Source organism: Faecalibacterium sp. I4-1-79, assembly GCF_023347235.1.
GTDB classification, from domain to species: domain Bacteria; phylum Bacillota; class Clostridia; order Oscillospirales; family Ruminococcaceae; genus Faecalibacterium; species Faecalibacterium tardum.
Map to the genome: position 1 here is coordinate 1,384,013 of NZ_CP094467.1, position 21,068 is coordinate 1,405,080.

Here is a 21,068-nt window from a genome sequence, read left to right on the forward strand (position 1 = left end):
TCCGTACTAGAATGGAAACCGGAAGGAAAACTTCGGTTTCCAGAAGGAGGATGCTCATGCAGGAGGATCTCAGCGCCCTTGTGCGCACACAGGCCATGCAGTTATTCCGTCAACAGGGGCTGCATTTCACCATGCAGCAGGTGGCAGAGCCGCTGCATATCAGCAAAAAAACCATCTACACCGTTTACCCCTCCAAGGAGGCTCTTCTGCTGGACATGGTAGACCACGCCTTTGCGGACATCCACCGCTGCAAGCAGGAAATTCTGGCAGGCAGCGGTACTTTGCAGGAAAAACTCCGGGCAGTCATCATTGTTATGCCGGATGAGTATGCCGCGCTGGATCTGCAGCAGATGAAGGAACTGGACGAGAAATACCCGGTGGTGGCGGCGCGGGTGCGCAGTCAGCTGGAAAACGGCTGGGAGCCCACCATGGCGCTGCTGGAGCAGGCTGTGGCTGAGGGGGTTATGCGTCCGGTGTCCCTGCCGGTGCTGCGGCAGATGATCACCGCATCCATTGAGAGCTTTCTGGCAGACCGCAGTCTGGCAGAAAGCGGAGTGCAGTATGTGGCTGTACTGGAGGAAATGGTCTCGATTCTACTGGAAGGAGTGCTGCCGCGATGAAACACAGTTTTTGTGAGGACTGGGAGTTTACACGACACTGGACAGAGGCCTTTGGCAAGGGGCTGCCGGTGCCAAAACAACAAGCCGTCCGCTTGCCCCATACCTGCCGGGAGGTGCCGCTGCACTATGCCACCCCCGCCGATTACGAGATGGTCTGCGGCTACCGGAAGCGGTTCCGGGTGCCGCCGGTGCAGGCTGCGCCCCGACTGTTTGTCCGCTTTGACGGCGCTGCTCATCAGGCGGTGGTGCGGATCAACGGCAAGATTGCCGGGCAGCACCGGGGCGGCTATACCGGCTTTGCGGTGGAGATCACCGACCTTGTGGACCGGGAGGGCGAAAACCTGCTGACCGTGCAGCTGGACACCCGTGAAGACCCCGCCATCCCGCCCTTTGGCTTTGTCATCGACTACCTGACCTACGGTGGGCTGTACCGGGAGGTCTGGCTGGAAGCTACGGCAGAAAGCCGCTTGACCGATTTGTTCGTCTACACGCCCACCCTGCATGACGCCGTGGTGCAGTGGACGGCAGAGCTTACGCCCGCAGCCGCGGCGGTCCGCATCCGGCTGGAGACCGCAGACGGCACCCTGCTGGCAGAGCAGACCGCACAGGCAGCAGAAACCGGGAAGATGCAGCTTTCCGTCCCGGACGCACAGCCGTGGGATACCGAGCATCCGGTTTTACATCATGCCGTGGCAGAGCTTTTGAATGCGGCAGGACAGGCCATCGACCGCAAACAGGTGACGTTTGGCTTCCGCACCGCAGAGTTCCGGGCAGACGGCTTCTACCTCAACGGCAAAAAGACTTTTCTGCGGGGGTTGAACCGACACCAGAGCTACCCTTACATCGGCTATGCCGCACCGGAAAGCCTGCAGCGGGAGGATGCCCGCATTTTGCAGGAGGAGCTGCACTGCACCGCCGTGCGCACCAGCCACTACCCTCAAAGCCAGTATTTTCTGGATGAGTGCGACCGCCGGGGTCTGCTGGTATTCACCGAGCTGCCGGGCTGGCAGCACATCGGGGATGACAACTGGAAGGACGCCGCCTGCGAGATGCTGCGGGAGATGCTCCTGCAAAACCGCAATCATCCCAGCATCATCCTGTGGGGCGTGCGCATCAACGAGAGCGTAGATGACGATGCCTTCTACACCCGCACCAATCAAATCGCCCATCAGCTGGACCCCAGCCGCGCCACCTCCGGCGTGCGGTATCTGGAAAAAAGTCATCTGCTGGAGGACGTCTATGCCTACAACGATTTTTCCCACAACGGCGTAACGCCCGGCGCAAAGCCTAAAAAAGACGTGACCCCCGATATGGGCAAGGCGCTGCTCATCTCGGAGTGCAACGGTCACATGTACCCCACCAAGCCCTTTGACGATGGTCCCCATCGGCAGGAGCATGCTTTGCGGCACGTCCGGGTACAGAACGCCGCCTATGCCAGCGGGGAGCACGCCGGGTGCTTTGGCTGGTGCATGTTCGACTACCAGACCCACAAGGACTTTGGCTCCGGGGACCGCATCTGCTACCACGGCGTGCTGGACAGCTTCCGCAACCCCAAATTGGCGGCAGCGGTCTATGCCAGTCAGGGTGACGCTGACCCGGTGCTGGCGGTCAGCTCCTCCATGGACATTGGCGATAACCCCGCCGGGCAGCTGGGCACGGCCTACGTTTTCAGCAATGCCCAGCAGGTCAGGCTGTACAAAAACGATGTGTTTGTCACCGCCTTGCGCCGCAGCGAATGGACGGCACTGCCCCACCCGCCCTTTGTGATGGACGACACCATCGGCGAGCTGCTGGAAACGCAGGAGCACTTTTCTCCCGCCAAGGCCGCTGCCGTGCGGGACTGCCTGCTGGCTGCCGGGAAATATGGGCTGCCGGGGCTGCCGCTTGCCTACAAGGTCAAATTCGGCTGGTGTATGCTGCGCTACAAAATGAGCTTTGAAGATGGCGTGGCGCTTTACGGCAAGTACGTTGGCAACTGGGGCGGCGAAGCCACCCGCTGGCGGTTCGATGCCGTACAGGACGGCAACGTGGTGCGCAGCGTGACCCTTTGCCCCAGCGCAAAGCTGCACTTGGAAGTCAAGGTCAGCCGGACGGCTCTTCGGGAAAAAGATACTTACGATATGGCAGCCGTCCGGGTGCGGATTCTGGACGAGAACGGCACCCTGGCCCCCTATGCACAGTTCCCGGTGCAGTTTGCGGTGGAGGGCAACGCCGCCCTTGTGGGCCCGCAGACCGCCGTGGCAGAAGGCGGCATGACCGGCACCTATCTGCGCACCGTGGGCACTGCCGGAGAAGCCGTGTTGACCGTTTCTGCACCGCAGACGCAGCCTGTTGTGCTGCGGTTCACCATTGAAAAGGAGGATGCTGTATGGAACTGACCCTGAAACAGAAAACCGCGTTCGGCATTGGTGCCGTGGGCAAGGATATGGTATATGCCCTGTCGGCTTCTTACGTCATGTATTATTATCAGGATGTGCTGGGGCTCTCGGCAAGCTTTGTGGGCATCGTGCTCATGGCGGCCCGGTTCTTTGATGCCTTCAATGACCCCTTTATGGGGGTTCTGGTGGCAAAGACCCGCACTCGATGGGGACGTTTCCGTCCGTGGATCTTTTCCGGCACGTTGCTCAATGCACTGGTGCTCTACGCCCTGTTTGCCGCCCCTGTGCTGGACGAAGCAGCGCTGATGGTCTATTTCAGCGTGGTGTACATCCTGTGGGGCGTTACCTATACCATGATGGATATTCCTTACTGGTCCATGATCCCCGCCGTGACCCGCACGCCCAAAGACCGGGAGAATCTCTCTATGGTTGGCCGTACCTGTGCAGGCGTTGGTTCGGCACTCATTGCCATGTTCACCATGCTGCTGGTGGGAGCCCTTGGCGGCGACAGCGAGCGCGCCGGCTTCCGCTGGGTGGCATTGATCGTAGCGGCAATTTTTGCAGTGACAGAGCTGGTGTGCTGCATTTCCATGAAAGAAACCACCCCCAGTGAGATGAAGACCGCCACCGTAAAGGAGATGTTCTCCGCCCTGTTCCGCAACGATCAGGCTATGGTAGTGGTGGGCAGCATCGTGTTGATCAACTCGGCACTGTACCTTACCTCCAACTTCATCATCTATTTCTTCAAATACGACCTTGGCGGTGCAGGCTGGAAAGCCACCTACACCCTGTTTTCCACCGTGGGCGGTGCGGCGCAGATCCTTGGCATGATGGTGCTTTACCCCTTGCTGCGCAAAAAGCTCAGCAGCACGCAGGTATTCCACCTGAGTCTTGTGCTGGCACTGTGCGGCTACGGCACGCTGCTGGTGTTCTGCCTGACCGGCCTTTCCCACAGCCTTGCCCTGCTGTGCATTCCGGGCGTGGTGGTGTTCGCCTGCAACGGGATGCTGACCGTGCTGACCACCCTGTTCCTTTCCAACAGTGTGGATTACGGCCAGCTCAAGACCGGACGCCGGGAGGAGAGCGTCATCTTTTCCATGCAGACCTTTGTGGTCAAGGCAGCCTCCGGTGTGGCGGTGTTCCTCACCGGCATCGGGCTGGACCTCATCGGTCTTGTGGGCAACACGGAGGAGACCGGCCCGGTGGCAGTACAAAGCGCCGGAACCCTGCTGGGTCTGCGCCTGATGATGACGGTCCTGCCCATGCTGGTGCTGGCGGGTGTGCTGGTGCTGTTCCGGCGCAAATTTGTTCTGACCGATGCCCGCGCTGCCGAGATCAGCGCACAGCTCCACGGGGAGGAAGCGCACCATGACTGAAACGTTGCACTGGTACGCAGAAACTTCCGGCGGTATGCGGCAGGGCGATGCCCCGGTGTACCCGGGATGCGGCGCGGTGCACCTGAATGCCGACCTGCCCGCCGGGACACTGAAAACCGTGCGTGCCGAGCTGCCGTGGAAGATGGAAGCAGACGAGCGTCTGTTCATGAACGGCTACCAGACATGGACCTACAGCCCGGAGCTAAACCGGAACGGCAAGCTGCGTGGCACCGACCACATCCCCGGCTTTCTGCGCAAGAAATACGCCTTTGACCGCTACGGCGATTATCATTTTGCGCCTTACGGACATCAAAAGGGGCAGAGCCACGGCTTTTCCTACTGCTATTTCCGCAAGGGCAAGCAGTTCCGGCTGGTGGCATCGCTGGACGAGAAGCCGGGCTACACCATTTTCCGCTACGACAGCGGCAAAGCCCTGCTGACGCTGGAGCGGGACTGCGCCGGGGTGGAGCATCCCGGCGGCAGCTTTGCCCTATTCGACCTGTTTTTTGCCGAGGGCAGCGAGGCCGAGGTGTTCGACGGCTGGTTTCAGGCCATGGGCATCAAGCCCCGGACGGAGAAGAAGCTGGCCGGCTATTCCAGTTGGTACAACCGCTATCAGAACATCACCGAGGATACCATCCGGGAGGACCTGACCGGATGCCGCAGTCTGCTTTGCCCGGGAGACCTGTTCCAGATCGATGATGGCTGGGAGCCGAAGGTGGGCGACTGGCTGGAAACAGATGCACAGAAATTCCCCCACGGGCTGAAAGGCATGGTGGAGGAAATTCACGCCGCCGGATTTCAGGCTGGGCTATGGCTTGCACCCTTTGTGTGCGAAAAGGACTCTGCCCTTTTCCTTCAGCACCCAGACTGGCTGCTGAAAGTGGACGGCAAACCGTGGTGCTGCGGCAGCAACTGGAGCAGTTTCTATGCGCTGGATATCGACAACCCGGCGGTGCTGGACTATCTGCGCCGGGTGTTTGACCGGGTGCTGAACGACTGGGGCTTCGACCTTGTCAAGCTGGATTTTCTGTACGGTGCTGCCCCCTTTGGCAACGCCCGCGAGAGCCGGGCAGCCCGGATGTACCGTGCTATGGAGCTGCTGCGCAGCTGGTGCGGGCAAAAGCAGATCCTCGGCTGCGGCGTACCGGTGATGCCGGCTTTCGGGCTGGTGGATTACTGCCGTGTCAGCTGTGACGTAGGGCTGGACTGGGACGATGTGTGGTATATGCGCTTGTTCCACCGGGAGCGGGTGTCCACAAAGCAGGCCATCAACAACACGCTATTCCGGCGGCAGCTCAATGGCCGTGCCTATGGCAGCGACCCGGATGTGTTCTTCCTCCGGGAGGAAAACTGCAAGCTGACGGCAGAGCAAAAACGCACCCTTGCCACGGTCAATGCCCTGCTGGGTAATGTGTTCCTTACCTCGGATATGCCGTCCCGCTACACGGATGCGCAGCGGGCAGAGTACCGCCGTCTGCGCGATATATTTGAACATGCAGAACAGGTGAAGGTGAAAACGGAAGAGGGGACGGTTTGTATTCAGTATCTTCTGTACGGCAGACCGCAAAAGTTGCTTTGCAGCCCTTTTTAGAAAGCAGCCGAATATGTGCTTGTATAATCATACTTTATAAACGGAGAAAAACGGCTTATATTGGAGAAAAAACGCATTGCATCGTAAGCGAATCGGTGCTATAATATAAATTGTCGAAAGTTGAATATAAGCAGACGAACAGCCGGTAGGTCGAAAGCCTATCGGCTTTTTTCGTGCTATCTCACAAGGTGCTATGTACATAAAGGGTAGAGTGAATAGATTTGGATAAGGCTTTGGATGTTAAAATTTTGTGAAAGAAACGTGAAAAGCACCTCCTTTTTGCCCGATTTCGGTGTACATAGTGAAGGCCTTTATTTCTGAGCCAGGTGAAAGGAGAAAGTGGAAGTCAGGGATTTATTGCAGTTCAGGGGGAGACTGTCGCTGATCATTTGTCATGCAGCTGCTTGTTTTGCGTTGCAAAATACTTGTTGGGGACACCCAAACCCTTGAACTGCATCCGTTGGATGCAGGATTAGCGTCTCCAAATGAGAAAGTTTATGGCTCTAACACATTGTCAGCCATTGGTAAACAACTTTTCCAGTCAAAAAAGAAAATAGCGATGATTAAAGATGAACATTGCAGAAAAATGTGATACAATAGAAAATGAAAATCCAAACAACAGGAGGAACCCCCTCGTGGCAAATAATGTGAACGTCAAAAAACTGGAAGCTGACCTGTGGGAGTCGGCAGATCTGCTGCGTGCAGGCTCTAAACTCACCTCGAACCAATACTGTATGCCGGTGTTGGGACTGATTTTTCTGCGGTATGCGTACAGCCGCTTCAAACTGGTAGAGCAGGAGATCCTGAAAGACCGTCCCATGCGCGGTGGCCGGGTGCTGCCGGTGGAGCAAAGCGACTTTGCCGAAAAGAGTGCACTGTTTCTGCCCAAGGAGGCGCAGTACAATTACTTAGTCAATTTGCCCGCCAACATCCCGGAGCAGGGGCTGACCGGCATCGAGGGTAACCCGCTGAACAGTCTGGGCGAAGTGGTGAACAACGCCATGGAACTGGTGGAGCAGCAGAGCGAGCAGCTGCAGGGCGTTCTGCCGAAGGACTACACCATCTTCTCGGATGAGCTGCTTGGGGAACTGCTGCGCATCTTCAACAATGATGCACTGGACGATGTGGGCGGCGATGTGATCGGCCGTATCTACGAGTACTTTTTGAATAAGTTTGCCAAGAATGTGGCACAGGATGACGGCGTGTTCTTTACGCCGAAATCGCTGGTGAAGATGATCGTCAATGTGCTGGAGCCTGCCCACGGCGTTCTGCTGGACCCGGCTTGCGGCAGCGGCGGTATGTTTGTGCAGACCGGCGACTTTGTAAACCATGCGGGTATGATCGCCAACAACACTATGACCTTCTACGGACAGGAAAAGGTGGAGTACAACGCAAAGCTCTGCCTGATGAATATGGCCGTGCATGGCCTGACCGGCGTGATCAAGTCCGGAGATGAAGCCAATACCTTCTATCACGATGCCCACAACCTGAACGGCTGCTGCGACTATGTGATGGCAAATCCGCCGTTTAACGTGGACAAGGTCAAGTCGGAGTCGGCGCAGAGTGCCGGGCGGTTGCCCTTTGGCCTGCCCGGCGTGAACAAGGCCAAGGAAATCGGCAACGCAAATTATCTGTGGGTGTCCTATTTCTACTCCTACCTGAACGAGCATGGCCGTGCGGGTTTTGTGATGGCGTCCTCGGCTACCGACAGTCAGGGCAAAGACAAGGACATCCGTGAAAAACTCATCCAGACCGGCCATGTGGACGTGATGATGAGCGTGGGCAACAACTTCTTCTACACCAAGAGCCTGCCCTGTTCGCTGTGGTTTCTGGATAAGGGCAAACCGGAACATCTGCTGGACACTGTGCTGTTCATCGATGCCCGCAACTATTATACCGTGGTGGACCGCACTCAGAACGAGTGGAGCGACTGGCAGCTGAAGAACCTCAACGCTATTGTCTGGCTCTATCGTGGCGAGGTGGACAAGTACAAGGGGCTTTTGGCTGAATATCACGCAGAGCTGGCGGACGACCGCCCCTTTGCAGAGATTCAGGCTGCAATGGAACAAAACGTACAGGCCAAGCGGGAAGAAGCCAAAGCCGCTGTGGATGCAGCACCCCGCAAAGAGCGCAAGACCACGCAGGAAAAGTTCGACAAGGCGCTGGAAGCCCTCAACGAGAAGCTGACCGTTGCCAAGGAGGCCGTCTGGCTCACCGAAAAGTTTGGCGAGGGCGTTTATCAGGACATTCCCGGTTTGTGCAAGGTGGCTAGCCGCGACACCATCCTCAACGAGAAAGGCGCATCCCTGACGCCCGGTGCCTATGTGGGCGTTGCACCCGTGGAGGATGACGGCGTGGATTTTGCCCAGCGGATGAAGGAGATCCACAAGGAGCTGCTGGAATTGCAGGCAGAGTCCAACCGCCTGATGGAAACCATCTCGAAGAATCTGGAGGAGATGGGGGTATGAAGTGGGAAAAGGTGAAACTGGGGGATATTTGCAAGTATGTGACCTCAGGAGGAACGCCCAAAAGCTCTATAAAAGAATATTATGAGCCTAAGCAAATTCCATGGTTAAAAACTAAAGAAGTCAATTATTGCCGAATTTATGAAACAGAGTCGTATATTTCAAAAGACGGATTAGATAATTCTAGCGCAAAGATGATTCCACAAAATTCAGTGATTGTTGCGATGTACGGACAAGGTGATACAGCTGGAAGAGTAGCGATAAACAAAATTCCACTAACAACAAATCAGGCGTGCTGTAATCTTATCATAGATGAAACTAAGGCATACTATGAGTTTGTATATTATCAATTGGTTACGCTGTATGAAAAAATGGTTTCATTAAAGAATGGTGGAGCACAGCCAAATTTGAATGCAGCGATAATTAAAAGTATTGAGATTAAACTTCCACCTTTAAAAACACAGCGGTATATTGCTGATATTCTCTCTGCCTATGATGACCTGATTGAAAACAACCAAAAACAAATCAAACTACTGGAAGAAGCAGCCCAGCGGCTTTATAAAGAATGGTTTGTGGATTTGCGCTTTCCGGGGCATGAAAACACGAAAATTGTGGACGGCATACCGGAGGGGTGGAGCAGAGGACTGTTAAAGGAACTTATCAGCGTTAATTATGGAAAAGACCACAAAAAAGCTCCTGATGATGGAAATATCCCGGTTTATGGTTCTGGCGGTTTAATGCGAAAATGCAATAAATCGCTGTTTTCTGGTGAGGCAGTCCTGATTCCTCGAAAAGGCTCTTTGAATAATATCATGTATGTGGATGAAACATTTTGGACAGTGGACACAATGTTCTATGCTACGATGAAACAGCCGCATACAGCCGTTTTTGTATATTTCTTTGTCAAAGCATTTGATATGTACTCCATGAATATTGGCGCAGCAGTACCCAGCATGACGACAAAGATTCTGGATGCGATGGATGTGGTAATTCCCGATAAAGAAACTCTGGAAAAGTTTGACAAATGTGCAAAAACGTATTTTAATAAAATAAAGACGCTGCAAGGACAAAATGAGCGGTTAAAGACAGCAAGAAATTTACTGCTGCCAAAGTTGATGAGCGGGGAAACGGAGGTGTGAACTGATGGAGTATTACGGTGTTAAATTTTACGGAACAGGTGACTTTGCAAATGCAGAAGAATTAAGAAAGTGTGAAAAGGTTTTTGATGATTATCATAACTGGAATGGATATACAGAAATAAATAAGATAATTGAACTGTATAATGTGAAAAAGTATATTGACACCGGGATACGACTTGATGATTGGGCAGATGAACTTTATCTGGATTTTCAGAAAAAGTCGGGCACAATTATGAATATCATTGGAAAGTTCTTTGCAAGCAGGAGTATAAATAATCTGTCGAAAATATATGAGAATATAGATGTTCTTTATAAAGAAGATTTTTGGGAAATAATAGCCAAGATAGAAATTTACAAGAAATGTTCAAAAGAAGAGTTTTTGAATTTTTTGAAGGAAACAGAGCCGGGGCCAGATGTATTACTGTCACAAAAAGATATTGTAGGAAGGCAAAGCGAGGCGGTTTCAAAGTATTTTTTATCTGATGCACAACATGCGGAATTTTTGGTACAAATATACTTGCAAAAAGGTCAATTGGATAATAAGTACAGAATTCCTAAAGAATTAACAAATGAAAACAAGGAAGAGTTGATAATTGCATATATAAAAAGCGACTTTCCTAATTTGAACTATCTAAGGTTGATAATGCAAGAAACAAACTCAAGTAAGTTGAAACTAAAACCATCAACAAAAATACTGGCTCGGCAGAAATATAAGGAATTATATGAAAAGAATAGTAGCCGCTTTATGGATTTTGGATGGAATATAGAAGTAAGCTTTCCATCTTTGGGTGGAGATGGAAAGACAGTTAGAGACACGTCAAACGAAAGTGAAAAGGAATTTTGCATAAGATGTAAGACAGACTATGACTGGATAGTAGAAAATTTAGATTATCCTACGATTTTGAATAATTTAATATACTTGATTGAAATTACTGATAAACAAGGCAGGTGCCAATTAGTGGCCAATGCTTCTAAAGTGGGTTTTTTCGAAGCATATATGGGAGTACATGGTATTAAAGAGTATCCAGCAGGAGCAGCATTTAGTGCAATGAATCAAATGACAGCACTTCAGATGCTGGGATACAGCAATATACTAAAAAAGTGTAATGTTGATATAGAGGACGTTTATAAGTGGTTCTTTGAAGTATATCTAAAAAAAGAATTTGATATTGATGGATTCATTTTTCATCCGTCATCAAAAGGCGCAACGCAACTTGAAAAAAATCGGAATATTGCTATTGAGATCGAAAGCGTTTTAAAACAGTTTACGGAATATTGCCATTATGGAGTAGTTGATAGGGACAGTTTGGAATTTGCAGCAGAAAATTTAAAGATATCAGATGTGCCGAGTTTACTAGAAAATAAGTATGCATATTCTAAGTCGGAAGAACTACAAAGAGAGAAAAATCTTTTGTATTCTGCACAGTTGGTTCCCTTTCTAGAAAACAAAGAAACTAGAAGGAGTTTTAAAAATATTGTAGAGCTGCTTTTGAAACAGAAAAAGAAGAAAGATGATTTTGATTTCTTTCAAAAAAATGATTTGAAATGGTTAATATCAAGAAAAGCGATCTCAGAAACAGATGACGGATTTTTGAAATTGGATTTGAAACGGGCATATCTAATAAAAGAATTAAAGGACTGGGATTATTTGTTTTTAGGACAGGATGCGGGAAAAGAAGAATTTGTTAAAGAGGTATTAGGATTTGAAGAATTTGAGATAAAAGATACATTGTTCTCAGAACCAGAACAAAAATATTTGAATTATCTATTAAATAATGACAGCGTTTCAAATGGCATGGCGTTGAGAAATCGCTATGTACATGCAACAAACTCATTGAGCGAGCATCGACAAGAGATGGACTATGCATTTTTCTTAATTGCTATGTCTCTGATAATAATAAAAATAAATCAAGAATTCTGTACATTAGACGAATTAAAGAAAACCAAATGAGGTGATCCTATGAGCCGCGAATACTCCGAAAATGTCCTTGTTCAGAACAGCGCAGGCAATCTGCTGCAAAATGTTCTGGGCTGGGAGGTCGTGATGGCTTACAACTCCGAAAAGCTGGGGCCGGATGGGACGTTGGGCCGCACCAGCTATGGGGAAGTGTTGCTGACCCGGTATTTTCGGCAGGCGCTTTTGCGGCTGAACCCGTGGCTCACCCCGAACCAGCTGGACGAGGTGCAGAAGAAATTCACGGCGCACGTTTCCACCGCATCCATGATGCAGATCAATGAGGAAAAGTATTTTCTGCTGCGGGATGGCATCCCGGTGACGGTCAAGCGGCCGGATGGGCGCACCGAGACCCGCAGTGCGGCGGTGATCGACTTCAAAAACCCGGAAAACAATCATTTCCTCGCCGTAAAAGAAATGAAGATCCACTCGCAGCTGTACCGCTGCAGAACGGACATCGTGGGCTTTGTCAATGGCATTCCGCTGCTGTTCATCGAGCTGAAAAAGCCTACCGTGGATGTGCAGAACGCCTACATAGACAATTACCGAAATTATCTCGATACCATTCCGCAGCTGTTCTATTACAATGCCTTCCTTATGCTGTCCAATGGATTGGAAGCCAAGGTGGGCACGCTTGGCAGCAAGTATGAGTTCTTCCACGAGTGGAAGCGTCTGAAGGAGAGCGATGCAGGCAGAGTGGAGCTGGAAACCATGCTGCGGGGCATCTGCGAGAAAAAGACCTTCCTCGATCTGCTGGAAAACTTCATCCTTTACGACCATTCCGGTGGGCGCACCACCAAGATTCTGGCCCGCAACCACCAGTATCTCGGCGTCAACGAGGCCGTCAGTGCTTACGAGAACCGCAAGCTGAAAGACGGCAGGCTGGGGGTGTTCTGGCACACGCAGGGGTCTGGCAAAAGCTACTCCATGGTCTTTCTGGCGCAGAAGATCCGGCGCAAGTTTGCAGGTTCGCCCACCATTGTGGTGCTGACCGACCGTGACGAGCTGAACCGGCAGATCAGCGATACCTTTGAAAACTGCGGTCTGCTGGGCAAAACCAAGGCTTCGCAGTTTATTGCATCCAGCGGTACAGACCTTGTAAAAAAGCTGCGGGGCAACCCCAGCTTTGTGTTTACCCTGATCCAGAAGTTCAATCTGCCCAAGGAGCCGCCCATCTACCCGGATCACGACATTCTGATTTTGTCGGATGAAGCCCACCGCAGCCAGTACGGCATTTTTGCAGACAACATGATGCACCTGCTGCCCACGGCATCCCGCATCGGCTTTACCGGTACGCCGCTGCTGGCAGATGACCATATCACCGAGCGCACCTTTGGCGGGTATCTGTCGGTGTATGATTTCAAGCGGGCAGTGGAGGACGGCGCAACGGTGCCGCTGTATTATGAGAACCGTGCGGATAAGATCGCCCAGTTGGACAAGCCGGAGATCACCGGGCGGATTTTGGATGCCATTGAAGCTGCCGACCTTGATCCCTCGCAGGAGGAAAAGCTGGAACGCGAGTTTGCAAAGGAGATCCATATTCTCACCGCAGATGAACGGCTGCGCTCCATTGCAAAGGATTTTGTGGAGCATTACTCTGACCTTTGGACCAGCGGCAAGGCGATGTTTGTCTGCCTGAATAAGGTCACCTGTGTGCGGATGTACAACTATGTGCAGGAATACTGGCGGGCAAAGATCAGGGAACTGGAAGCCCGGCAGGGCACAGTGACCCAGCAGGAAGCACAGGAGCTTGCCCGTAAACTGGCATGGATGAAAGAAACCGAAATGGCAGTGGTGATCAGTCAGGAGCAGAACGAGGTGCAGACCTTCAAAAAGTGGGGGCTGGATATTCTGCCGCACCGTGCCAAAATGGAAAAGCGGGAGCTGGATAAAGAATTCAAGGACAGCAAGAATCCGTTCCGGGTGGTGTTCGTCTGTGCCATGTGGCTGACGGGCTTTGATGTAAAGTGTCTGTCCTGTCTGTATCTGGACAAGCCGTTGAAAGCCCATACCCTGATGCAGACTATTGCTCGTGCAAACCGTGTTTCGGAGGGCAAGAGCAACGGCCTGATCGTGGACTATATTGGTATCGTAAAGGCGCTGCGCAAGGCTCTGGCAGATTATACGGTCAGCAAGAACAGCCCGGCGGGCATTGACCCAACGGTGGACAAAACGGAGCTGATTCAGCGCATCCGCACGGTCATCGGAAAAACGGACGGCTTTCTGGCAGAACACGGGTTCCGGCTGCAGGAATTGGTGGACGCACAGGACTTTGAAAAGATGAGCCTTGTACAGGATGCAGTCAACGCGATGTGCGAGACGTTGGAAACCAAGAAAACCTTCCAGACCTATGCGTCTGAACTGTCGCGGCTGTTCCGCTACGCAGACCGTGACGATGTGGACGATGTCGTGCGCGCCCGGAAAAACGCAATTCTCGCCATCTACGAGGGCTTGCAGCAGAAGCGGAAACACGCGGACAATACCGACCTGATGGTGCAGATCAACGGCATCGTCAACGAGTACATCCATGTGGAAAAGCCGGATCAGGAGGCTGTACCTTCCCAGCAGTTTGACATCAGCAAAATTGATTTTGACCTGCTGAGCCGGGAGTTTGCCCACACCCGGCGGAAGAACCTTTTGCTGCGCGATCTGGATGAACTGGTGAATCAGCAATTGGCGAAAATGTTGTTTGCAAACCCGCAGCGCATTGATTATTATGACCGCTATCAGGAGATTATTGATGCCTATAATGCAGAGCAGAACCGGGCAACCATTGAGAAAACCTTCATGGATCTGATGGAGCTTGCAAGTTCACTGGACACGGAGCAGCAGCGCTATGTGCGTGAGGGCTTTTCCAGCGATGAGGAACTTTCAGTGTACGATTTGCTGTTTTCGGAGAACCTCACGAAGCAGGAAATTGAAACGATCAAGAAGGTGTCTGTGGACTTGTTGACAAAAATCAAACAGCAGATTGCCAAACTCGACCATTGGACGGACAAGCAGGAAACTAAGGCGATTGTGGATAACCTGATTCGCAATACCCTTTGGCAAGAACTTCCCAATAGCTATGATGTAAGCGATATCCAGACCTACCAGAAGAAAATCTACGAGTATGTATATATGCGCTACCCGGAAGTAGCATAACGCAAAAATCACCCCAGAGAGAACGCACAAGAGGCTATTCTCTCTGGGGTGATTGCGTATCAAATCATCTGAAAATGCTTCAGTGCTTCCACAATCGCATCCTCTTTTTCCTTCGGACACTGGGGCTGCTTCGCATTTTCGTTTTTTGCTTTATGGTAATTCTCACGCTCGATGATGCCGTACTTCTGCTTCACCTGTGCGATATAGAGATTGGACACCTTCAACTGATGGTGTTCCCACACATAATCCCGAATCTGATCGTAAGTCGCCTTGCTCTCCGCAGCAGTCACATCCAGTTCATCCATGCTGACGTCCACTTCGATGTGCCGCTCGACATGGATTTTGGTCAAAAGGAGAACCACTTCCACATGTGTCGTCGCTAGAATCGGAACACATGGATTCAGCCTCGTTAGAAGCATGGGAACACAAAACAGCAGGGGAGTGGTTCTCCTTGCTATTCTTGCGAAGCGGCTTGAAATTCTTGCCGTCCACGCTGTTCTTGAACCCGGTCTTGTAGACAAAGACAATCATGTAGGGGTCTTTGTTCCCATCACTATCATAACCGCCCACGATTACTTTTTCAACTATACTTTCAAAAATATGTCGGTCAAAGGTGTCCAGAACCTCATTCTGTTCAAGTGTCTGTCGGAACATGGCGACACGCTTGCGCATGGTAGTTTCGGTTTCGGCTGCATCTTGCAGGCTTTCACACTCTTTCTGCAACTGCTTAATCTGGCTGGACAGGTCTAAATACTTTCGGTCGTAGGTCTCCTTGTCAATGGTATCTTCAAGACGCATATCAACCAGCTTGTTTTTCTTGACTTCCAGAGCGTGAATGTCCTTTTCAGCTTTTGCAAGACGCTTGCCCGCGTTGCTTTCGGAAAGGGCTTCTTCCGTCCGTTTCATAAACTCGTCCAGAACATCCTTGTTGTTCTGGCACAAGAGGCGATAGGATTCTACAAAAGCCCGTTCAATCGTTCTTTCGTCAACACCCTTGCTCTCCGGGCAGAACTTTTTTCCTTTTTTGGTGGAAACGACACATTGCCAGATTGCTTTATTATATTGTGAACTGCTATGCCAACTCCTCCTTGTCAGGGTGCCACCACAGAAACCACATTCTATCATGCAGCTAAAAGCGTATTTCCGGCTGAACTTTTCACGTTTGCCGTCTACATTAAGGCTGCGGGGCTTTGCACGCCGCCGCAAAATTTCTTGGGCGGCTTCAAAGACTTCTTCCGAAATAATGGGCTCGTGGTGCTCACGAATATAAAATTGATCTTCCTCGCCGAAGTTGTACAGACGCCGTTTTGAAATAGGGTCAACGGTGAATGTCTTTCCTAACAAAATGTCGCCTTTGTATTTTTCGTTTTTGATAATGCCGATTACGGTACTGTCCGCCCATTTGGGACTGCCGCGTTTGGTTTTATAACCTAAGTTTTCAAGTTCTTTGGCAATAACCGAACCACCGGCACCCTCCGTGTATCGCTGAAAAATGTAACGGACAACAGCCGCTTCTTCTTCGTTGACGGTGAGGGTTTTGTCCTCTGGATTGTAGTCATAGCCTAAACAGCCCTGAAAACCGACCAGCTCACCGCGCTGCATTTTCATCTTCAAGCCCTTTTTGACATTCGCAGAAATATTTTCGACTTCCTGCTGTGCAACAGAACTTAAAATCACAAGGAGCAGTTCGCCGTCCATAGTAAGGGTGTTGATGTTTTCTTCTTCAAAAAACACAGCCACACCTTTATCTTTGAGCATCCGAACATATTTCAGAGTGTCAAGCGTGTTTCGTGCAAACCGCGAAATGGATTTGGTAATCACCATGTCCACGTCACCGTTCATACAGTCGTTGATTAACCGCTGGAAATCCTCGCGCTTTTTCACCTGCGTACCTGTGATAGCTTCATCAGCATAGATGCCTGCCAAAGACCATTCCGGCTTACTTTTTATAAGTTCGGTATAGTATTCGACCTGCGACTTGTAGCTGTTCAGCTGATCTTCGGTATCGGTGCTGACACGACAATAGGCGGCTACGCGCAGCCTTTTTTCAAAGTTTGTGCGCGCTCGTGGAGAGAGCGTGTTTCGCGCTTTAATGACTTCAACATCTTTCATGCTTGACCTCCTTGTTGAATGTGTTCCTTTCATTGCGTTAATCATAACGCCAATGCAACACAAAATCAAGAGGATAGTTCGGAAACCACACGATAATCTTTCATTAAGCGCTGCTTGATAAGGGAATACTCTCTATCGGTTATGAGCTTTCTTTCTAACAGCTGCTTCAAAAAAGCAAGCTGAATGCTATAACGTATCAAATTTTGTTCTTTCAAAAATATCCCCCTTTCACAAAATAAAAAATGAGCCAACGGACGGCTGCTGGCAGCAACCCACGGGAATCTCACCCCTGCATTCCTCATGCAGCCCTACTCATTGCCTGCGACGCTCTGAACGCTCGGACCTTGACGGTAAGGGAGTATCAGCCTGTCTGTATGTCATGGCCCGCAAGCAGCCGCGCTTGCATTGCGGCGGGGTGGTGATCGCTCCACTTTTCAAAGAAAAGCATCGTGGCGCACCCGCCGTCCGGCTCGATACAGACAGCAACGTATCCGTTTGCCCTATAATGCACCGCCATTATCCTGCGAGCATGTTTTTCAAGGTGCAGTCCCGAAACGTGGAAAGGGTCAGACCGTTTCGGCTTTGGTTACAATAGAAGAAATCAGTTTGATTTCCAGATGGCGTTTCATGTACTCGTCTATGCACACATGAGGCTGACCGTGCTTGTCATAGAGAATGCCTGTACAGAGCTTGTTGATATAACCTCTGTAATGTCGCAAAACCTGTTCAACTGCATCGGTGTCCCCAGCGCAGGCAGAACGAATCACCGAGAGCGGCAAAAAATCTCTGCTCGTGTGTTCATAGGAGTTCATTTACGCCTAACCTCCCTCCGGCAAGTGCGCCTTTAGCTTTTTTTGCAGCTCGTTCAGCGTTTTTGTCCGGTGGCGCTGTACAGCACTCCGGGACATTCCCATGAGGTCGCCAATCTCGCCATCGCCCAGTTCCAGAACACAAAACAGAATCAGAATGCTTTGTTCTTGCTTCGGCAGGGCGGCAAACGCATTGGCAACAAGTTCATTGTCGATGTGCAGATCACAGCCGTAGGACGAAAATACAAATTCTTCACTTGGATAATAGTCTACACTCGTGAGCTGCCCCAGTTCTTCCAACGAAAGAACGCTGAATGACTTTTCACGGTCGAGCAGGCGTTTTTTGTTTCGGTGATAGTTCCGGGCCTCATTTCGCAGCACCGCTTTGCAGAACGCATCGAATCGGTACTGTTCGCCATCGTTGCGAGGGATAGCTTCCATCTTCTCACCCCCTTTCCGTGGGGATGTCGGGTGGATTTTTCCCTTTCCGCTAATATGACACCTGAAACACCCGATTCTGCCCGCTTTTTTGAAAATTTCCAAAAATATTTTTGAAACAGGCAGCTTTTCAGGCGGCAATAGAAAAGCCCAGCAGACCGAAAACGGCCAACCGGGCATAATGGCAGCACGAAACGCGCAGTATCTACATCGTATAGTACATAGTAAAAGCCCTGCTGACCCTGTGCGGGAGCAAGGCTTTTTTTGACAGTTCAAAGCTAGGCGTTCGATAGAATATCAGGCGCATGGCGGCATCCTCCTAGTGGCCGCCATACGGACGATGAAACGCTTTGATAAGCAAAAAGAACCGGCGGCCTTGATTTTCTCAAACACCGCCGGTTCAAAATGGGCGCGCGGATATGTCTGCTATACGACGGCTTTTTTTCTTTTGCCGTCGTGCGGCAGCTTGCTAACAGGCTATTTCTCTTTATGAGGATTATTATAAAATCCAAATGTTACACAAATGTCCGAGGTGCCTTTGATTTCGACAGAAAAACAGGCTGAATTGTTACAAAGCTCGGACATTTCAAAAATTTTTTGAGAAATGGCGAAAAAAGCGGGGCAGCACACGCCGCCCCGCCGATCCCATACGGTTATTCCATCGCCCGCATTTGTTCAATCAGGGATTGCTTTTTCTGTCTGCGGATTGTCCATACAGACAAGATCAGTTCCATTCCGAACAATACCAGAATGAACAGTCCCATTTCCAAAACCGGGAATTTGTAAGGCACTACATTTCCGGCAAAAGCTCCTATACTCATTTTTCTGCAAGCAAAGATGGAAGCCGGAAGCCCAACGATCAGCGTCGCCAATGTTGCAAAGAGCGCATAGAACAGCCCCTCACAGATGTTCATTTTACATAGCTGTTTTTGTGTTAGGCCGATAGAACGCAGAATACTGTTTTCCTGCTTTCGGGCTATCTGGTTAGAGAGTGTCGTATTGATAAGGTTGATAACGCCAAAGAGAAATACCAACCATGAAAGTATCTCCATACTGCCAAACGCAAAAGAATTTGTCATTTCTTCATATTCAATCACTGTATTGATTTCATCTAAGGCAATATTACTATGGCTGGCAACAATATTTTTCAATTCAGCTCCCACATAGTCCGTTTTTTTAGCGTCATTTACAATGCTCCATGAATAGTCAAAAGAGGTGATTTCCGGGTGCAGTTCGTGGAACAACGCTTCTGGTGCAAAAAGAGTTGCCCCATCTAAGTGCATCCTGCCATGTCCTGAATATACCTTTGCAGGAGCGTATAACCCCGATATGGTAACAGAAACGGATGGCTGTTCTTCTCCCAAAGAAATCTCAACCGTTGAACCAACACCCATATCCTCATTCTGCTTTAGCACATTATAGTCAATTACAATACTACGGGAATCTGTTGGCATGGTTCCCTCTGTCAGAGCCGCTTCAACTGCCGCATAATTCTGGTCGGTCAGCATATCGCACATACCACCAGCTTGATGAATCTCTGTTTTATAAGTTGCATGGAGAGATTGCCTGCTTGGAATTATATCTGTAACGCCATCAATAGATAAGATTTTCTGCTTTAATTCCTCATTCAATGGATTTCCCGCTGCCATAACCTTTTCTTCTGTCATTTCAGAATCCAAATAAATTTTATAGTCGCCGTCTGGGAAAAACTGTCTTGCAAGCGCCTCTGGTGAGCGCAGCAAAACAATGGAGGATACCACAAGCAGGATAATTCCGCCCAAACTCAATGAGGCTACAATAGCAACGGTCTTTTTTCGGTCACGCCTAAAATTTGCAATTCCCATTGAAACAGGATTGAGCTTGATATTCTTTTTCCGGCTGCGGATGTCCTTTTGCGCCGGGGTAAAACGGACGGCTTCAATGGGGGAAATCCCTGCCGCAATTTTCACCGGCTTACGGATGGAAACAGATATCATGATCCAACTGCTTATAAGCGTTAAAATAACCGTTGCCACATAGGAAACAGCGTTAAAACCCTTGGAAAACAGGAGGAAACCGCCGCATACGCCCAGCACTGTGCCAATCAGAATCCCGATACTGCCGAGTTTGCGTCCCTCGTTCTTTACAATCCGCTTGATTTGCTTTGGTGTCGCACCAATCGTCCGAAGCTGCCCGTAGCTTTGGATTTTGTCATTGATGGAGATACGGAAGATACTCTGGATCACAATATAGCCGCCAATCAGAACAAGGGCAATCACACCTGCCATCAGTGCAAAATCAAAGGATTTAGAAGCATAGGCAAAATACTTACTGTTCATTTTGGGCATAGGAAGCTGATATTCCTCCGCAATCTCCCTGCAATAAGAGGTCATCAGTTCTTCGCCCAACTGGTCGCTGTTTTTGAAATGGACATAGGCGCGATAGCCAGTCGGGTCAAACCCTTTCCATTCTGTCAGGGCAGCGTTGGAAAGAATGATAGCGCAGGTATTCGCTTCTTTTTCATTTACGCTGTCCATAATGCCGGTAACGACATAATCACCATGAAAACTCTCTGTATCTAAGGTCACAGTGTCCCCAATTTTGGCATTGTTTCCATAGGTGGAAAGAAAGTATTCGCTTACGACAACTTCATTTGCTTTTTCAGGAACCCTCCCCTCTAACAACTCCATCTGCGCCTTGGTAATCTCCATCATTTGCGCGTCGCAATACACATAAGACGCATGATAGCCCTGTTCCGAAAGTTCCTCACCCAGCATATAGTAGCCGCCTACGCGCTCAAACTCCGGCAGTCCTTTCAGGGTTTCAATGTCGTTTTCCTCCACGCCCAGCCAGACCGCCTCATAAGTATCGACAACCTGATTGCGTTGCATTTGTGTCAGGGAAGTAGACACAATTCCCGTAAAGCAGATCAGAAACGCCGCCAGTGCAACGGCAATCACCACCATCAGATTCCGGCGCTTCTCGCTTTGCAAACTTTTCTTTGCCAGCTTCTTTGTAATGGCGCTGGTATCATTCTCAAAAGGCCATGTCATAGCCTGC

Annotated in this window: 16 protein-coding genes; 10 read left to right on the forward strand and 6 right to left on the reverse strand. The window is 50.3% G+C overall.

All coding sequences use genetic code 11. The annotated features are described in order from the left end of the window. Positions 1 to 56: 56 nt before the first annotated feature. The 9 genes from MTP36_RS06820 to MTP36_RS06860 all read left to right on the forward strand — a co-directional run bounded on the left by MTP36_RS06820 (position 57) and on the right by MTP36_RS06860 (position 14,670). Positions 57 to 620, forward strand: coding sequence for a TetR/AcrR family transcriptional regulator (locus MTP36_RS06820; protein ID WP_249254248.1), 564 nt, complete (start codon positions 57 to 59; stop codon positions 618 to 620). Continuing rightward, positions 617 to 2,998: a glycoside hydrolase family 2 protein gene (locus tag MTP36_RS06825; RefSeq protein WP_249254249.1), complete on the forward strand. Its 2,382-nt coding sequence runs from the start codon at positions 617 to 619 to the stop codon at positions 2,996 to 2,998. The genes MTP36_RS06820 and MTP36_RS06825 overlap by 4 nt, the downstream gene beginning before the upstream one ends. Then, the gene (locus MTP36_RS06830; protein ID WP_249254250.1) at positions 2,989 to 4,374 is read left to right on the forward strand and encodes a glycoside-pentoside-hexuronide (GPH):cation symporter; all 1,386 of its coding nucleotides are present in this window, start codon (positions 2,989 to 2,991) and stop codon (positions 4,372 to 4,374) included. The genes MTP36_RS06825 and MTP36_RS06830 overlap by 10 nt, the downstream gene beginning before the upstream one ends. After that, on the forward strand, positions 4,367 to 5,968 hold the full coding sequence (locus tag MTP36_RS06835; RefSeq protein ID WP_249254251.1) for a glycoside hydrolase family 36 protein: 1,602 nt from the start codon (positions 4,367 to 4,369) through the stop codon (positions 5,966 to 5,968). The genes MTP36_RS06830 and MTP36_RS06835 overlap by 8 nt, the downstream gene beginning before the upstream one ends. 394 nt (positions 5,969 to 6,362) lie before the next feature. Continuing rightward, positions 6,363 to 6,560, forward strand: coding sequence for a hypothetical protein (locus tag MTP36_RS06840; RefSeq protein ID WP_249254252.1), 198 nt, complete (start codon positions 6,363 to 6,365; stop codon positions 6,558 to 6,560). Between the two features lie 43 nt (positions 6,561 to 6,603). Beyond that, positions 6,604 to 8,436: a class I SAM-dependent DNA methyltransferase gene (locus tag MTP36_RS06845; RefSeq protein ID WP_249254253.1), complete on the forward strand. Its 1,833-nt coding sequence runs from the start codon at positions 6,604 to 6,606 to the stop codon at positions 8,434 to 8,436. Beyond that, positions 8,433 to 9,572 carry a restriction endonuclease subunit S gene (locus MTP36_RS06850; protein WP_249254254.1) on the forward strand — a complete coding sequence of 380 codons (1,140 nt, stop codon included), beginning with the start codon at positions 8,433 to 8,435 and terminating at the stop codon, positions 9,570 to 9,572. The genes MTP36_RS06845 and MTP36_RS06850 overlap by 4 nt, the downstream gene beginning before the upstream one ends. A gap of 4 nt (positions 9,573 to 9,576) precedes the next feature. Further along, positions 9,577 to 11,523, forward strand: coding sequence for a hypothetical protein (locus tag MTP36_RS06855; RefSeq protein ID WP_249254256.1), 1,947 nt, complete (start codon positions 9,577 to 9,579; stop codon positions 11,521 to 11,523). Between the two features lie 9 nt (positions 11,524 to 11,532). Then, complete coding sequence (locus MTP36_RS06860) at positions 11,533 to 14,670, forward strand: type I restriction endonuclease subunit R (protein WP_249254258.1); 3,138 nt, start codon at positions 11,533 to 11,535, stop codon at positions 14,668 to 14,670. A gap of 59 nt (positions 14,671 to 14,729) precedes the next feature. Here MTP36_RS06860 and MTP36_RS06865 read toward each other — a convergent pair whose 3' ends face one another. The 5 genes from MTP36_RS06865 to MTP36_RS06885 form a co-directional block, all read right to left on the reverse strand. Then, positions 14,730 to 15,020, reverse strand: a complete 291-nt coding sequence (locus MTP36_RS06865) for a 23S rRNA methyltransferase (RefSeq protein ID WP_330220874.1) — start codon at positions 15,018 to 15,020, stop codon at positions 14,730 to 14,732. Then, positions 14,968 to 16,782, reverse strand: coding sequence for a recombinase family protein (locus MTP36_RS06870; RefSeq protein WP_249254260.1), 1,815 nt, complete (start codon positions 16,780 to 16,782; stop codon positions 14,968 to 14,970). The genes MTP36_RS06865 and MTP36_RS06870 overlap by 53 nt, the downstream gene beginning before the upstream one ends. 65 nt (positions 16,783 to 16,847) lie before the next feature. Beyond that, entirely contained in the window at positions 16,848 to 17,084 is a 237-nt protein-coding gene (locus MTP36_RS16060) for an SHOCT domain-containing protein (protein WP_015536580.1), read from the reverse strand. Between the two features lie 264 nt (positions 17,085 to 17,348). Next, a complete protein-coding gene (locus MTP36_RS06880) occupies positions 17,349 to 17,594 on the reverse strand; it encodes a helix-turn-helix domain-containing protein (protein ID WP_098922169.1) in 246 nt (81 codons plus the stop codon). A 6-nt stretch (positions 17,595 to 17,600) separates the two neighbouring features. Beyond that, positions 17,601 to 18,032, reverse strand: coding sequence for a sigma-70 family RNA polymerase sigma factor (locus MTP36_RS06885; protein WP_098922171.1), 432 nt, complete (start codon positions 18,030 to 18,032; stop codon positions 17,601 to 17,603). Positions 18,033 to 18,369: 337 nt separating this feature from the next. On the opposite strand from MTP36_RS06885, the gene MTP36_RS06890 reads away from it, so the two are divergent. Next, entirely contained in the window at positions 18,370 to 18,522 is a 153-nt protein-coding gene (locus tag MTP36_RS06890; protein WP_249254261.1) for a hypothetical protein, read from the forward strand. 160 nt (positions 18,523 to 18,682) lie between these two features. On the opposite strand, the gene MTP36_RS06895 is transcribed toward MTP36_RS06890, so the two are convergent. Next, positions 18,683 to 21,061, reverse strand: coding sequence for an ABC transporter permease (locus tag MTP36_RS06895; protein ID WP_249254262.1), 2,379 nt, complete (start codon positions 21,059 to 21,061; stop codon positions 18,683 to 18,685). Positions 21,062 to 21,068 lie beyond the last annotated feature (7 nt).

What these genes read in the sequence shown, in the direction of transcription:
- MTP36_RS06830 (WP_249254250.1), top strand. Translation starts at nt 2,989, where the DNA reads ATGGAACTGACCCTGAAACAGAAAACCGCGTTCGGCATTGGTGCCGTG.
- MTP36_RS06825 (WP_249254249.1), top strand. Translation starts at nt 617, where the DNA reads ATGAAACACAGTTTTTGTGAGGACTGGGAGTTTACACGACACTGGACA.
- MTP36_RS06860 (WP_249254258.1), top strand. Translation starts at nt 11,533, where the DNA reads ATGAGCCGCGAATACTCCGAAAATGTCCTTGTTCAGAACAGCGCAGGC.
- MTP36_RS16060 (WP_015536580.1), bottom strand. Translation starts at nt 17,084, where the DNA reads ATGAGGAATGCAGGGGTGAGATTCCCGTGGGTTGCTGCCAGCAGCCGT.
- MTP36_RS06870 (WP_249254260.1), bottom strand. Translation starts at nt 16,782, where the DNA reads ATGAAAGATGTTGAAGTCATTAAAGCGCGAAACACGCTCTCTCCACGA.
- MTP36_RS06895 (WP_249254262.1), bottom strand. Translation starts at nt 21,061, where the DNA reads ATGACATGGCCTTTTGAGAATGATACCAGCGCCATTACAAAGAAGCTG.
- MTP36_RS06820 (WP_249254248.1), top strand. Translation starts at nt 57, where the DNA reads ATGCAGGAGGATCTCAGCGCCCTTGTGCGCACACAGGCCATGCAGTTA.
- MTP36_RS06880 (WP_098922169.1), bottom strand. Translation starts at nt 17,594, where the DNA reads ATGAACTCCTATGAACACACGAGCAGAGATTTTTTGCCGCTCTCGGTG.
- MTP36_RS06890 (WP_249254261.1), top strand. Translation starts at nt 18,370, where the DNA reads ATGAAACGCTTTGATAAGCAAAAAGAACCGGCGGCCTTGATTTTCTCA.
- MTP36_RS06885 (WP_098922171.1), bottom strand. Translation starts at nt 18,032, where the DNA reads ATGGAAGCTATCCCTCGCAACGATGGCGAACAGTACCGATTCGATGCG.
- MTP36_RS06855 (WP_249254256.1), top strand. Translation starts at nt 9,577, where the DNA reads ATGGAGTATTACGGTGTTAAATTTTACGGAACAGGTGACTTTGCAAAT.
- MTP36_RS06840 (WP_249254252.1), top strand. Translation starts at nt 6,363, where the DNA reads ATGCAGCTGCTTGTTTTGCGTTGCAAAATACTTGTTGGGGACACCCAA.
- MTP36_RS06850 (WP_249254254.1), top strand. Translation starts at nt 8,433, where the DNA reads ATGAAGTGGGAAAAGGTGAAACTGGGGGATATTTGCAAGTATGTGACC.
- MTP36_RS06835 (WP_249254251.1), top strand. Translation starts at nt 4,367, where the DNA reads ATGACTGAAACGTTGCACTGGTACGCAGAAACTTCCGGCGGTATGCGG.